The following is a 14,688-nucleotide window of genomic DNA, read 5'->3' as shown; positions in this document are numbered from 1 at the left end:
GATGACCGCTGCCAAGATTACCCAGGTTGTAGTTGATGAAGTGAAGGGCTATCACTCCTTCGTGAAGTTCCTTATTTTCCTGGTTGGCGCTGCGGCTGTTGCCTCGGCCATCCGTTTCATCTTCGGGCTTGGTGTCACCACCAACCTGAACGATACCTTCCCCTGGGGGCTCTGGATCTCCTTCGACGTCGTGACCGCGGTACCGCTCGCGGCCGGGGCGTTCACCCTCGGGGCAATCGTGCACTGCTTCCACATCAAGAAGCTGGAGCCGCTGGTCCGTCCGGCCATCGTAACCGGTTTCCTCGGTTACTCCCTGGTCTGCGTCGGTCTCTTGCTCGACCTGGGTCAGCCGCAGCGCGGCTGGCACACCATGGTGTACTGGAACCCGCACTCCCCGATGTTCGAGGTTTCCATGTGCATCATGGCGTACACCACGGTGCTTTTTTTGGAGTTCCTGTCGCCGGTGTGCGAGAAGTTCGGCTACCACGTTCCGCTGCGTCTTTTGCGTACCATCGAGATGCCGCTGGTCGTTCTGGCCGCTTCCATCTCCACCCTGCACCAGTCGTCGCTCGGCACCTTCTTCCTGATCGCCGTCGACAAGCTGCACCCGCTCTGGTACAACCCGCTCTTGCCGCTGCTTTTCTGGGTTTCCGCCATGTGCGCCGGTATGTCCATCATCACGGTGGAAGCAACCATGAGCCACAAGTACATGGGGCAGCCTGACGAGGGCGAACTGCTGGAGACCCTGGCAAAGATCCTCCCCTGCGTGCTCAGCTTCTACCTGGCGCTGCGCCTCTTCTCGCTGTTCGCACTCTCCGAGGGCGCACTGTGGGATCGTCCGGGGCTGACCGCTCTGTTCGTGCTGGAGATCGTCGCCCTGGTGCTGCCGGTCCTCATGCTGGCCCAGAAGAAGGTGCGTGAAAACGGGCGCCTGAGGGCCACCGCCGCCTGGATGGTCATCTTCGGCGTGGTGGTGAACCGCTTCAACGTCTCGATGTTCGGGATGGAGGCTCCGGGAACCTCGTACTACCCCTCTTTCCTGGAGAGCATCGTCACCATCGGCATCATCGCAGCACACATCCTGTTCTTCGTCTTGATCGCGAAGTACTTCCCGATCTTCGAGCACCATCCGGAGACCGTGGACTACTCGCTGCCGGACCACTTCCACAAGACCGAGAATGGCCACGGCCATGTGGGGAACGAAGCCTAAGTAACAAGGCCGGGGCAGCCCTCGCGGCTGTCCCGGTCGCAGTATCTCTTTCCGTTGCAATTCGGGGCGAACCTCGGTTCGCCCTTTTTATGGGGCGGGTAGCTCAGTCGGCAGAGCGCTTGGATCTTAAAGAGGCCGCGGTTCGATTCCGCGCAGCCCCCATTTTCCCGGTTACGGAAAAGTCCGGACCGCACGGTACGGGCGGCTAAAAGATTCACAAACCAACGAAGTGAGGAGTAGTTGTGGCAACAACGATCTACCATTTCAACAAGGGTGTATTCGAATCGGAGGCGGGGGAACTGGTCCAGGAGTACCCGCTCACCTTGCACGTGAACGGGCGCGAGATGGCAACCCTCATCGCCTCTCCGCACGACCTCCGCTTCCTGGTGGCCGGGTTTTTAAGGCTGCAGGGATTCGTATCTTCCGTTAACGACTTTTTAGCGCTCTCCATCTGCAGCGACTACGGCGCGGCCAGCGTCACCATACGGGGCGAGCTCCCGGAAAAATTGAAGCCGGTGCTCACCTCCGGCTGTGGCACCGGGATCAGCTTCAACCTCCCCACGGTGGAGCAGAAAAACCGTGCGCCCGGCGTCCACGATCCGGCCACCATCTTCGCCCTCATGGACGAACTCGCCCGGCGCGCCGAAGGGTACCGCGCCCACGGCGGGATGCACTCCGCCGGCATCGGCGACGACTCGAAAACCCTCATCCTGCACGCCGAGGACATCGGCCGCCACAACACCATCGACCGCATCGCGGGCGAGGCGCTTTTGAAGGGGATCGAGCTCTCCGGCAAGATCCTGGTCACCTCCGGCCGCGTCTCCACCGAACTGGTAGGGAAGGCGTCGCTTCTCGGGATTGAGGTGATCGCCTCGCGTACCTCCCCCACCGACATGGCCGTGCAGATGGCCGAGAAGGCCGGCATCACCCTGATAGGCTACGTGAAAAGCGACCGCTTCAAGGTCTACTCGCACCCCGCCGGGATCTGCGTCCCGACCGAGAAAGGGAAGATCGCCGGGGTGACCGGCGTGATCCTCGCGGGCGGCGCCTCCAGTCGCATGGGGAGCAACAAGGCGCTCCTGCCGCACAAGGGTGGGCGCTTCATCGAGAGCATCTACCGTGAACTCACCGAGATCTTCCCCGAGGTCATCCTGGTGACCAACACCCCGGAGCAGTACGACTTCCTTCCCTGCCGCAAGGTGGCCGACATCTACCAGGGGATGGGGGCCTTGGCCGGCATCCACGCCGGGCTCGCGCAGGCGGGGAACCCCGCCGTTTTCACCGTGGCCTGCGACATGCCGCACCTCGATCCCTGGTTGATTCGGCACATCGCGAACCGCGGCATGGGGTGCGACCTGGTGCTCCCCAAGAGTAACTACGGCTTCGAGCCGCTACACGCCCTGTACCGCAAGGGGTGCCTCCCGGTCATGGAAGAGTGCCTGGAGAACGGCCAGCGCCGCATCGTTTCCATCCTCCCCAAACTGAGGGTGCGCGAGATCGCCGCCGACGAGGTGGCCCGCTTCGACCCCGCTTTCGATTCGTTCAGCAACATCAACACCCCTCAGGAGTACTACGACCTGAGAAACGCCACCAAAGCCCAGTCCGGCGAGGCCCCGTGCCCGGTCGACGCGGCGCAGACCAAGACTCACGCAGAGGCTTAAGCTTACGTAAAAGGAGAAGAAAGAATGTTCGGTTTTGGCATGCCTGAAATGATTATCGTGCTGGTCATCGCCCTGGTGGTGGTGGGCCCCTCCAAACTCCCGCAGCTGGGCCAGGCCCTGGGGAGCAGCATCAGGAACTTCAAGAAAGCCTCCACCACCGACGACGTGGTGCAGGTGAACGAGGCGCCCAAGGCGTAAGCTTGTTTCTATACGAGCGCAAAAAGGCCCGAAGGTATTTTCCTTCGGGCCTTTTTAGTGTCCAACCATCTTGGACCGTAGGGTCCCCTCTCCCCTTGCGGGACAGGGTGAGGGGGAGGGCGCCACATCACTACTGATGTTAGCTTCACCCATCTTTCTTCCTCAGAACTTCCAGGTGGCTTTCCCGTACACGCTGCGCTGCACGGCGGTCGGGAAGGTGTTGATGAACTCCGGGTTGAACTCCTGCTTGTGGTCGTGCAGGAGGTTCTGCCCCACCACGGAGAGCTCCAGTTTGGGGATCGGCCTCCAGGCGAGCCGTGCGTCCAGGGTCAGGTAGCCGGGGATGGTGGTGCGGTCGATGTAGCTCAACTTGTCGGACCCGCGCAGCCAGAGGTCGAACTCGAGCCCCTTGCCGAGGTCCAACCCGGAGCGGACCGTGAACTGGTGCTGCGGACTCCCCCCTTCGGCATCCCTCTTGTTGATGTCGTCGATGCTGGGATTTTCCAGGTACATCTTGGAGACCAGGTACGAGTAGGTCGCGTGCAGGCGCCACCAGATGATGGGGGCCCACTCTGCGCCCAGTTCCGCGCCGTAGGTGTGCCCGTGCATCAGGTTCGCGAGGGATAGCGGCTGCACGATGTCGGTCGGCGCCTGGGCCGAGGGCTCGTACTGAAAGGGCTCGACCTTGAGGACCCTGAGCTTTTGGTAGTCGTTGTAAAATAGCGCCACGTCGAGGGCCACGTGCGGCAGAGGCTCGGTCCGGTAGCCCAATTCGTACGCCGTCAGGGTCTCCGATTTGAACGACTTGTTTCCGTCGATCTGGTAGCGGACCGGGAGGGGGGGCGTGGGGTCGACCAGGTAGCGGTAGACGATGTCGCTGTCGCCGCGTGCCGGGGTGCGCACCGCCCGGGATACCGCTCCCCAGAAGGTGTGGTTCGGGGCCGGTGTCCAAAGGAGCCTGCCGTTTGGCTGCAGTTCGAAACCGGTGTAGCTGTTGTGCTCGAAGCGGGACCCGACGATGAGGGAGAGCCGGTCCGGCACCAGTTTTACTTCGTCGTGCACGAAGGCGCTGTAGAGTTCGGTGCCGCGGGTGGGCGGGTTGAAGGAGATGGTGGCGGTCTGGGCGAGGGCGTCGTTACTGTAGCGGAACCCGAGCCCCCAGATGATGTCCTGGCGCTCCCAGAGGGTGAACCGGTGCTGCAGATCGAAATCAACGGTGTCCTGGCGCTCGCCCAGGATGATCATGTTGCGTTCGGAATGGTCGTAGTAAAACTGCAGCGACAGGTTGCTTGTGTCGCTTAAGGTGCGCTGCCAGCGCCCCAGGAGGTTGCCGCCGCGCATCTGCGAGTTGGCGTTTGGCTCGCTTATGAAGGTGGGGGCCTGCAGGGTGGGGACATGGTACAGGGTGTAGCGTTCCTCGGCGTTGCCGTCGTAGTAGTCCCCCGAAACCGTCAGGCTGTCGCTGCTGTTCGGCTGGGCGTCCATGCGGAAGCCGGTGCGGGTCATCTGCCAGGCGTCGTGGCTCGTTGTGCCGTCTCCGAAGACCTGGGAGGCGGTGTCCTGGTGTTTCACGAAAAACCTGAGGTGCGCGTCTTTTCCGAAGCCAAAGCCGTAGCGCGCGGTGACGAAGTCGCGCGACTCGGTCCCGCCTCCAGCACTCAGCATGCCCCCCTGGGTTGCCTCTGCCGATTTGGTGATGATGTTGATCACCCCGTTCACCGCGTTGGCCCCCCAAAGCGCCGCTCCCGGCCCCCGAATCACCTCGATGCGGTCGATATCCTCCAGGGGGGTGTCCTGCACCTCCCAGTACACCCCGGCAAAAAGCGGCGAGTAGAGGCTGCGCCCGTCCATGAGGACCAAGAGCTTGTTGGCGAAGCGCCCGTTGAGTCCCCGGATGGAAACGGCCCACTTGTTGGCGTCGATGCGCGCCACCTGGACCCCCGGCGCCATGCGCAGCGCCTCAGGGATGCTGGTCACCCCCGAGCGCCTGATGTCTTCCTGGGTGATCACGAAGACGGCCGCCGCCGCGTCGGAAAGCCGCTGCGTCTTCTTCGAGACCGAGGTGATCTCGATCTGCATCAGGTCTTCCAGGGGCATGGACAGAAACTCGCTCATGTTGGCGTTTCCCGCAGCCTCAACGGGCGTGGCGAGGCTCAGCACCAGGGCGGTGACCAGGCCTGGAAGCGCCGCTGCCAGGGATGGAGCTCCACAAATTCTGGCAGTGGATTCCGTCTTTGTACTCATAGGAGGACTCCTGCTCTGTGTTGTCCAGGGGGACGTGTCGTACTTCGACACTGTCTCTTGTCGGTTTAGTACGACTGGTACTTTAGTTTCTGATTGTGCTGCTGGATTTTTGTCGAAGATTGTGTTGCGGAACTCAGAAAGAAGCGCGCTATGAGTGCGGAGAAATAGTAGGGGAGGGGAGGGGTGGGGCTAGGCGAGGAAATCGTCGCTAAAGCGCCGCGCTGCGGGGAGGAAACACTGGAAGTCTTCCTCGAGCTCGCCGTACAACCGGATAAGCTCGGTCCCGCCGGCAGCGAGCGGGTTTTCGCGCGGGATGCGGCGCGACATGCGCATCAAGGCCCGGCCGATTCCCTCGGGATCGCGGTAGGAAGGGAGCAGGTCGTCGAAGATGAGCGGCACGATCTCGCGCAGGCGCTCAGGCAACAGGGCGTGGCGTGACTCGACAATCCTCCTGGTGCGGGCGAGGTAGGGCTCCAAGGGCTCCGGCGAGTAGCGGCTCCAGTAAAGGGCGAGGAAGTGGTCGTAAAAGAGGTCGACCAGGACGCCGCGGTAGAGCCCGAAGCCCTGCGCGATGCGGAGCCGGCTGCGGTTGAAGCTCTCGTCGTCGCGGGCAAAGGAGTCGATGCGCCGGTGCAGTTCGACCCCGCGGCGCACCCCGGCAGGGGTAAGCCCATCGAGCCTCCCCTTGACGAAATCGCCCATGAAGTTTCCGGTGATAACCTCGGGATCGGGTCCCGAGAGAAACAGGTGGAAAAGGTAGTTCATGGTTTTCCTCGTAGGAAAGGTATGTTGGCACATCAGCTGATCCTATGCAAACATCAATGATTCTGGTTGTGATAAAAGGGCGCCCCTTGGGTCTCTAGACGAGGCGGTTTCTAGTTGACGCGCTACCTGAATGCGTTTGACCTCTCCGGCGTTTTCGTGTAGTCTGTCATGGTTTGTATGTGCTGGAAATTACAATATAATCTTTGCCTTGGACTTCCATGCTTTTTAATAAACTCCCTGACGAGATATTCAAGCCGTTGGCCGGACCCAACCGGTACCTGTTTGAGGAGATACTGCTTTTTCTCTTCCGCTACTTCTCCGACGAGGATCTGACCAACGAGGCGGTCTTCCCGCGCCGCGGACAGGTGATCCGGGAGGTTGAGGAACTGTTGGAGCGAAAAGGCAGGCTTCTTCAAGTAGTGTACGAGGAGGAAGACACCGACGAGGAGTTTGGGAACGCTCCCGGTAGTGCTGCCCGCTACGTGTACCGGCGTTTGGTGGACACGGGGTGGCTCGAAGAAGAGGAAGACGGCTACCACGTCAATGTTTTGATGCCACCCCATGCAAGCCTGCTCCTGGAGGCGTTGGAGGGGGTTGCTCACGCGGAGAAAAAGAACTACGGCTCCACCATCGCCTCGATTCATCTGCAACTCGAAGCGATTGCAAACCAGCCCGAGGTGAACGCACGCGCTTTTATCGAGGTGGTCCGCTCGGCACGAGATTTTACCCGGCACCTGCAGAATATCTTCTCCGGCCTGCGCGGATTTCAGGATCTGATCACCAAACAACACAATCCCAGACTTGCCCTCGCAACCTTTTTCGACGACTTCGTGGAAAACCTTCTGATTTCCGACTACAAGTCGCTTCAAGCCGAGAACAACCCGTTTCGACACCGCGCCAACGTACTTACCCTCTTGGTACAGATCGAACATATCGATGCCATCATGGCGCAATTGGTCAAGGTCTACCAGGAGGACCGCAACCTCGACGAGGGACAGGCGCGCGAGAAGGTGATCTACGACCTGCACTTCATAGCCCGGGTGTTCCGCTCGGTGGACCGGCGTCTCGACGCCATCGACTTGTACCGGATGCGCCTCGAGTCCCGGGTCGCCCAGATGGTGCGCTACCTGGACCGCAACGTTCCGGACCTCACTAATCGGGGCATTCGGCTGCTGGAAGAACTCGGCAAGCGTTCGCAGGAGTTTGCTGAAGGCGAACTGCCAAGGCTTCCCGCGCCTCCGCGATGGATGTCAGCCGGGCTGTTGGGGCAGCGAAGTCTGCGAAGGCCGCAGCGGCGACGCTCGCCCCAGTTCATCGAGCTGTCTCAAACCAAGGAACTGTCTCCGGAGGTAATGGAGCGCAAGAGGCTGATTCAGGATTACCTGCAGCGTCGCGTGATGTCGCCGGCAAAGGTGGCCGCATTTGTCGATCGGCAGATGGGCGAGAAGACTATTTTGGCGGCGCAGGATTTCCGGATCGAGACCGTTGAGGATCTGGTTGCCTTCTCCTACGTCCCGTTCCTAGGCAATCTGAAAGGGAAACCGGTGCCGGGCATTCCGCTGTTCCAGGTGCGCCGAACCGGGCAGCGTGTCGACACCCCGTACCTCGAATGTAGCGATTTCATCATAGAACGTAAGGGATAACAGTGCTCCACGAATTGCGACGCATGCTGGATAAAGACGAGACCCTCGACGCCTTCGACCTGCGTCGGGCGGCAGCCGTTGCGTTGGAACGGCAGTTTCTTTTCGGCGACAAGAGCCGGGACCAGCGCCACTTCCACCAGATTCTCGATGCCGAGGATTACTACCGTAATCTCTTCGATGCCTTGAACCTCGATCTAGTCTGCGACCGCATCGCGGGCTACGTAGGGGTGGTGCCCCGCGAGTCCCAGCTTACTGTCGGACTGGACACCGAGCACTCGATGTTCCTGCTGGTCCTAAGGGTAATCTACGAACAGGCCGCTCGTGAGTGCCGTATCGGCGAGTACTCCCAGGCGTTTTCGGATTCCGAGGCGCTGGTGGACACCTTCGTGGCCCACAGCAACCGGAAGCGACCGGGCCTGGTCAGGCTCCGCGAGATCCTGCGCACCTTTTCCCGCCAAGGGCTCCTGGACATCGATCATGACGAGGATAAGGCTATCCGTTTCAGGATCCGCCCGTCGATAAGGGATATCGTTACGCCCGGGTTCCTCGCGGCCCTGGAGGATTACCTAACCGGCTCGGAGAACGTAGAAGAACGCGCCGAAGCGACAGAGGAGGATCATGAAGACTCTGACTAAAGTTATCCTCATCCAGTGGTTTCGGTTGGAAGCTGTAGAGATACCGATTGTGGGGAGTACCGCTTTTATAGGGGACAACGGAGCCGGCAAGTCGGCATTGCTCGACGCCATCCAGACAGTTCTGACGGGCGGCAACAAGCACCTTCTGGTCCTTAACCGCGGCAGTAACGAGCAGTCTTCGCGCAAGTTGTGGGAGTACGTCCTGGGTGTCATGTCCGACCCTAAGAAACCTGAACTATCCACAAAGATCAAACCCCGGGAGAAGGCCAATTGCTATCTCGCTCTTAATTTCCTCGACCAGGAGACAGGAGAGGTTACCTGCGTGGGGATGGGGATTTATGCCTCCCTTGCGGATATGGCGGAGAAGATCGAAGGGTATTTCATCTGCCCCGGACTGGTGGGGCACAAGGATCTCTTCTTGGAGCAAAGAAGCGGGGAGTCGATGGTGGTGCTCCCGTGGGCGCGCGTAAGGGAACGGTTGGCCAAAAGCTGTCACGCCACTCGTTTTCACCAGGAACCTGGGAAGTTTACCCAGGACATGTACGCGACACTGAGCGAACATCCGGGGCTCCCCAATAACGACCGCACAGTTCTCAAAGCTCTGCAGGCTGCCTTTAAGCTTGAACGGATTTCGGATCCCACCGAGTTCATCCGACGATACATGTTGGACCGCGACGACCTGCAGATCAAAGAACTGCAAAGTGCGCTCAAAAACTACCGGGATATGGCTGAGAAAGCAGAGTCCGTTAGCAGCCGGGTGATCGAACTGACTCGCCTTGAGGGGCTGTGCGAAAAAGTGGAGCACGCCCGCCTTCAGACGATTTTGGCACAGTACCTGTCGCTTGCGGTTCGTATCGAGCAGTTGGAGGAACGGGCTAATCCGCTGCGTGACGCCTTGGCCGACCTGGAAGAGGGATTGGAGCAGATGGCTGAGCGGCGGGCTAAACTGGAGACCCGTCAGGCTGAAAAACAGGAGCTTTTAGGCGAGAAACGGGCCGATCTCAAGAATAACGATCTTCAGATCCAACGCGACCGCCTGCAACTGGACCACGATCAGGCATCGGCAGGCGAGCGTACCGCCACCGCGGCGATAACTGAGCTACGGCTGCTGTTGCAGCGATTCGAGGATCAACGCCGGACGGCACTGAAGGAACCACTTTCGCGCGTGGTCGACAAACTGGTGCAGATCCTGCCAGGAGACGGCGTGCTGGGGGCCTCGACGTGGCCTGCAAACCCCGCCCAGGTCGACGCCTGTCTCACCGAGTTGGCCTCAGCTATCACGACGTCCCTGCCAGAGCTTGACGATCGCTACAACACCCTCTGTGCCGAGCTCAGCGGTCTCAACCTCCGTCTCAAGGAAATCACCGAAGCAATCAAGCTTCTGCAGCAGGGGAAGGCACCGCTGCAGGCCAGTACGCGCAACTTGATTCTCTTCTTCAAGAAACACGGGATAGATGCGAAGCCGCTGTGCGACTTGGTTGATGTTGCAGACGAGGCGTGGCGCGGAAGCATCGAGAGTATCCTCGGTAACATCCGTGAGGCGCTCATCGTTATCCCGGAACAGGCCAAGAAAGCTGTGCACCTGTATCGCCACGAGGGCAGGCGCGACTTTCCGGGCTGCCACATTGTCAACACCACGCAGACCGAGAGGTGGAAAAACACCGCCCAGCCCGGCACCTTGGCCCAGTGCCTGAGTACCGAAAACATACATGCCCGTGCCTTCGTCAACCGGAGGCTGGGGAACATCGTGTGTGTGGAAACCGAACAGGACCTTCTAAAATTCGACCGGGCCGCTACCGCCGACGGCATGCTGAGCTCCGGCGGCACGATTTCGGAGCTGAGGCCGTTGCCTCCTATCCTTGGACGCGGCTCCCGGGAGAGCTTGCTGGCCACCTACCAGCGCGACCTCGATACCCTTGCGCGGCGCCAAGCCGAATCAGAGAAGGCGGCTGGTAGACTGCGCTCCCTCAAAGATCTTTTGGAGGATTACCGTCGCAGGTACTGCAGAGACGGGGCCCCTTGCCTGAAAGACCTGGTTCGCGACCGTGAACTGCACCTGGAACAGATGCGTGTCTTGCAGACCAGACTCAAGGCCCTTTCTTTGGACGAGAGGGAACAGAAACTCCGCGATGAAATTGCTGAGCTGGAAAAAGATGCGGAGTCGCTCAAAGAGGAGCTGAAGAGCCTCAACGAACAGCACCGGCAGGCGGAACGGGATTTCGGGAAAAAGGAGGACGAGCTGGCTGGGCTTGAAAGGAGCATGGATGCCTTGCAGCAAGTCCTCCTGCAGACCCGTGCCGATCCGTTGCTCGACCGTGTAAAAGCTGCGGACATTCTCGATAGATGGCGCGAACAGTACTCCGACGACTACGTTGCGATGATCTCCCGAGCAGATCATGAGATCAAGACCGCAGAACGAAGCGAGAAAGAGAATAGTGACAAGATTTTGCAGGGGTACACCGGGTACTATTTGAAATACGCGGCCGAGGAGGGTGACGAGAGCGCTCCGGAGGGATTTGAACAGTACGCGGCAACCATTCGCCGGAAAAAGAAGCATTTGGTCGAAACGACACTGGCGGAGTATCGAGAAAAATCGGCGCGGGCGCTTGTGGAGGCGGAAGACACCTTCCGAAGTAAATTTGTCGGGCGGCTCATCGGGAAACTCGAGGCGGTACGGGTCTCCATTACCCAATTGAACCGGACCTTGGAGAAACACCCCTTCCATGGGGAGATCTATAAGTTCCGCCCCAGCCCGAACCCGGAGTTCAAGCACATCATAGAATTTGCAAAAGCCTGCAATAATCCGGTGACCGCCCAGGTTGGAGGGCTTTTCGACCCGGCAGCAGATCAGGATAGCCCGTACCGCAAGGCGCTCGAGGACATCACCGCTGCCTTGCAGGATCCCAAGGCCGCAGAGCGGTTGCAGGACTATCGCAACTTCCTGGTCTTCGACGTTGAGATGTGCGACACCGAGGGAACGCCGACCGCCGATCTTGAGCATCGAATCCAGAAGGGTTCGGGCGGCGAGAACCAGACTCCTTTCTACGTTGCCATAGGTGCCTCACTCGCGGCAGCCTATCGGCTCAAAGAGGAGTACGGGAAGCCGCGTGGTGGCATGAGCGTTGCGGTATTTGACGAGGCTTTTTCCAAACTCAGCGTGGCGACAAGCCAGAGTTGCATGGAGTTTTTGAAAAAGATCCAGTTGCAGTTGCTGATCGCTGCTCCCGACGAAAAATACGCGACCATGGCCGAGGTTATGGACACCATCGTCTGGGTAACCCGGGACGGCGGCAATGTTCAGACGGAGGTGATCTTCATCAAGCCGACCATGCGTGCCCTCCTGCGTTCGGACAACCCTTACCTGCAAGCTTCGGGAACTGCGGAGTTCCTTCATGAACCCATCTAGCCGCCGATTGCTGGAAAGGCTCCTTGACCAGTGGCAGGGTAATCCCGGCCGATCGAGGGTAATATCCTTGCCCATTACCCCAAAAAGGGCCAAGGAGTATCTCCAGGCGGTGCTTCCAACTGACAAGGAGGCGCTCCACGCAGGGCTTCAGGAAGCGGAGGCCGCCGGCTGCGTCCGCTTGGTGTGGCACAAGGGATATGACAGCCACATCCTCCAGCGTATTGAATTATCGGACCCGGTCTCTTTGTCTCGATATCTGGGAATACCGCTCGCTCGGCACAAAGCCGAAGAGGCGCGAGGGGTGCTGACTGGGATGTTGAGTGGGCGAGAGGCGTGGATCCAAGATTGGGTTGAAAGTCTTTTGGACAGGTGGTGCGTCAACCAGAAATACTGCGGTTTGCGGCCCGGCGATCTCACCACGGCCAGTCTGCTGGTAACCGCGCTGGAGGCAGTTGCTGCGCGGCGTCACCTCAATCTGGACATGCGAACCTTCAGCACTCGTGAGCTTGGCAACTCGAAGGCGATGGAGCGGTTGGTCTCGCGGTTTGTCGTGGTCTGGAAAAAATATCACCCGAGCGATTACTGTACCAAAGAGCTTCTTGCCAGCTTGGGTCTCTTCAAGTTTCCACAGCCACTGTATCTTCGCGGTGCGGTCTTTCTGCAGCTCCCCAATAAAAGGCTGGACTGCGGCGGAATCGAACCTTTTTTGGGGATTCCCCCTCAAGCGATAGTTGGTGTTTCGTTAGTTAGAGAGCCACAGTACCTTTTGACGATTGAGAACTATCCGAGCTTCTACCGGTATGCCGCAGAGGTCAAGGACTCCGGTATCGTGATATTTACCGGGGGATTCCCTGCGCCGGCCCTCGTTGACGTGTTGCGCTGGTTCGACCAGGTGATACCGGAGAGGGTTCCCTTCTTTCACTGGGGCGACATCGACGAAGGTGGCCTGAAGATTGTCGCCTTCCTCTCGGGTGCGCTTCGGCGGCGGGTTCAGCCTCACCTGATGACTCCCGAGCTCCTCAAGATCCACGGCCAACCACCCAAGACGGCACTCAGAAAGCAAGAGGTGCGTCGCATAGCGGAGCGCTATCCGGCATTGTCGGAATTGGCTCAGGCCCTTCTTGATCTGACCCCAACCAGAGTACTGGAGCAGGAGGCTATCGATCCCGTTACTCCACTTCTTGCCCTTGTCTGACCGAACTCGTTTCTAGCCCTGCTAATCAGTCGCTCGATCTGTCGTAACCGCGGTCTGTGCTGCTTGTTGCCCACGAGGATATATCCCATGAATGACACTCCGAATTGTCTCTTCTGCCAGGTGGATCCTGCCAAGGTCCTGGTGGAAAATGAACACGCCATTGCCTTTCTCGACGCCTTTCCGGTGACGGTGGGCCATGCGCTCGTGGTACCCAGGCGCCACGTGGCATCCTTTTTCGAGGCGACGCCAGAGGAGCAGGCCGCGCTCTTCGACCTGGCCGCCCAGGTTCGCGAGCTGCTCGTCGCAGAGCGGGCTCCGGACGGTTTCAACATCGGTATCAACGATGGAGCCGCTGCCGGACAGACCGTCACTCATCCCGCGCTATGCCGGGGACACCGACGACCCGCGCGGCGGCGTGCGCTGGATCATGCCGGAAAAGGCGCCGTACTGGAAAAGGGAAAAGGGGCTGCAAAACGGGGAAGCACGCGATCATGCCTGACCGAAACGACGGACTCACCCTCGCGCTTTTGAGCGGGCCAGAGGTGCGCGGGGTCCTTGCGGATCTGGCGGCGTTGCGGCTCACCATCTTTCGGGAATTCCCCTATCTCTACGACGGCAGGCTCGACGACGAACTGAACTACCTCGAACAGTACGCGACGACTCCCGAGGCGCTGGTGGCGACGGTTCGAGATGCCGGGCGGGTAATCGGCGCGGCCACCGGGATCCCGCTGGCCGCCGAGGGGGCCGAACTGGTCGATCCGGTCCGTACCACCGCCTGCCGGGTCGAGGAGATCTATTACGTGGGGGAACTGCTCTTCTACCGGGAGTACCGCAACCGCGGCCTCGGGCTTACCCTGTTGCAGCGGATAGAGGATGCGGTGCGCCGTTTCGGGAACTACCGGTACCTGGCCTGCGCTACCGTACAGCGTCCCGAGGACCATCCGGCACGGCCAGCGGACTACCTTCCGATCGAGCGTTTCCTGAAGAGGACCGGTTTCGCAGCTCTGGGTGACCTCGTGACGGGTTTCACCTGGCAGGAACTGGACGGAGAGAAGCGCTACCATCCGATGAAGTATTGGATCAAGCAGCTGGACTGAACCTCTGGCCTGTGCCGATCGGCAGGAGGAAGGGATATGGCCTGACCGATTTGAAATCGGGAGCGATTTAGATGATCTCAGCAGGTTTTATATATTTTGCACCGAATCCTATATAAACGAATCCCAAACCTGTATAAAATCGGCCGGATTTAGATGAGTTGGCCTTCGATTTAAATATTTTTTGGAAAAAATATATAAACCCAGGCCGAACTTATATGAGTTCGGCCATTTTTCATCTAAGTTGGGGCAAAACTATTTAACTCTGCCCGGAACTCGTATAAGTTTTGCCAGATTTATATAAGTTGACCCCGGATTTAAATTTTTTTGGGAAAACTTATATAAACTGGGGCCGAACTTATATAAGTTGGCCTTCGATTTAAATATTTTTTTGAAAACTTATATAAACTGGGGCCGAAGTTATATAAGTTGGCCGCCGATTTAACTATTTTTTTGAAAACTTATATAAGTTGGAGCCCAACTTATATATTTTCGGGGGTGTAAAGGATTTTGTGTAAATGTCCTATCGGCTACATAACGGGCATTCTACCTTCGTAAATGATCGAGAACTGGTTTAGGGCTAGCCTCCACCCCGGGATCGCTCTGCACCAAGTCTTGGAGACGTTCCTAAACGCCA

11 protein-coding genes are annotated in these 14,688 nt (G+C 59.1%); 9 read left to right on the top strand and 2 right to left on the bottom strand.

The window, feature by feature from the left end:
* Position 1: 1 nt before the first annotated feature.
* The 3 genes from nrfD to GMST_RS00045 all read left to right on the top strand — a co-directional run bounded on the left by nrfD (position 2) and on the right by GMST_RS00045 (position 3,069).
* Positions 2-1,210 carry an NrfD/PsrC family molybdoenzyme membrane anchor subunit gene (nrfD, locus tag GMST_RS00055; protein ID WP_183352428.1) on the top strand — a complete coding sequence of 403 codons (1,209 nt, stop codon included), beginning with the start codon at positions 2-4 and terminating at the stop codon, positions 1,208-1,210.
* A 242-nt stretch (positions 1,211-1,452) separates the two neighbouring features.
* Positions 1,453-2,871 carry a formate dehydrogenase accessory sulfurtransferase FdhD gene (fdhD, locus tag GMST_RS00050; RefSeq protein ID WP_183352420.1) on the top strand — a complete coding sequence of 473 codons (1,419 nt, stop codon included), beginning with the start codon at positions 1,453-1,455 and terminating at the stop codon, positions 2,869-2,871.
* A 24-nt stretch (positions 2,872-2,895) separates the two neighbouring features.
* The gene (locus tag GMST_RS00045) at positions 2,896-3,069 is read left to right on the top strand and encodes a twin-arginine translocase TatA/TatE family subunit (protein ID WP_183352418.1); all 174 of its coding nucleotides are present in this window, start codon (positions 2,896-2,898) and stop codon (positions 3,067-3,069) included.
* 162 nt (positions 3,070-3,231) lie between these two features.
* On the opposite strand, the gene GMST_RS00040 is transcribed toward GMST_RS00045, so the two are convergent.
* Positions 3,232-5,313, bottom strand: a complete 2,082-nt coding sequence (locus GMST_RS00040; protein WP_183352415.1) for a TOL_0244 family TonB-dependent receptor — start codon at positions 5,311-5,313, stop codon at positions 3,232-3,234.
* Positions 5,314-5,502: 189 nt separating this feature from the next.
* Positions 5,503-6,078, bottom strand: a complete 576-nt coding sequence (locus GMST_RS00035; RefSeq protein WP_183352413.1) for an acyl carrier protein phosphodiesterase — start codon at positions 6,076-6,078, stop codon at positions 5,503-5,505.
* 218 nt (positions 6,079-6,296) lie between these two features.
* Here GMST_RS00035 and GMST_RS00030 point away from each other — a divergent pair, with 218 nt between their 5' ends.
* The 6 genes from GMST_RS00030 to GMST_RS00005 all read left to right on the top strand — a co-directional run bounded on the left by GMST_RS00030 (position 6,297) and on the right by GMST_RS00005 (position 14,054).
* The gene (locus GMST_RS00030) at positions 6,297-7,721 is read left to right on the top strand and encodes a Wadjet anti-phage system protein JetA family protein (protein WP_183352411.1); all 1,425 of its coding nucleotides are present in this window, start codon (positions 6,297-6,299) and stop codon (positions 7,719-7,721) included.
* A 23-nt stretch (positions 7,722-7,744) separates the two neighbouring features.
* Positions 7,745-8,356, top strand: a complete 612-nt coding sequence (locus GMST_RS00025) for a DUF4194 domain-containing protein (RefSeq protein WP_246399116.1) — start codon at positions 7,745-7,747, stop codon at positions 8,354-8,356.
* The gene (locus GMST_RS00020; RefSeq protein WP_183352407.1) at positions 8,340-11,762 is read left to right on the top strand and encodes an SbcC/MukB-like Walker B domain-containing protein; all 3,423 of its coding nucleotides are present in this window, start codon (positions 8,340-8,342) and stop codon (positions 11,760-11,762) included. Before GMST_RS00025 ends, GMST_RS00020 begins: the two co-directional genes overlap by 17 nt.
* Positions 11,749-12,957 carry a Wadjet anti-phage system protein JetD domain-containing protein gene (locus GMST_RS00015; RefSeq protein ID WP_183352405.1) on the top strand — a complete coding sequence of 403 codons (1,209 nt, stop codon included), beginning with the start codon at positions 11,749-11,751 and terminating at the stop codon, positions 12,955-12,957. The genes GMST_RS00020 and GMST_RS00015 overlap by 14 nt, the downstream gene beginning before the upstream one ends.
* 87 nt (positions 12,958-13,044) lie before the next feature.
* Positions 13,045-13,488, top strand: coding sequence for an HIT family protein (locus tag GMST_RS00010; protein ID WP_246399114.1), 444 nt, complete (start codon positions 13,045-13,047; stop codon positions 13,486-13,488).
* Positions 13,449-14,054, top strand: coding sequence for a GNAT family N-acetyltransferase (locus GMST_RS00005; protein ID WP_183352403.1), 606 nt, complete (start codon positions 13,449-13,451; stop codon positions 14,052-14,054). The genes GMST_RS00010 and GMST_RS00005 overlap by 40 nt, the downstream gene beginning before the upstream one ends.
* The last annotated feature ends 634 nt before the right edge of the window (positions 14,055-14,688 follow it).

Origin of the sequence: Geomonas silvestris (genome assembly GCF_014193515.1) — a bacterium.
GTDB classification, from domain to species: Bacteria; Desulfobacterota; Desulfuromonadia; order Geobacterales; family Geobacteraceae; genus Geomonas; species Geomonas silvestris.
The sequence above is the reverse complement of the archived record's forward strand: the minus strand, read 5'-3'. Positions and strand labels throughout refer to the sequence as shown.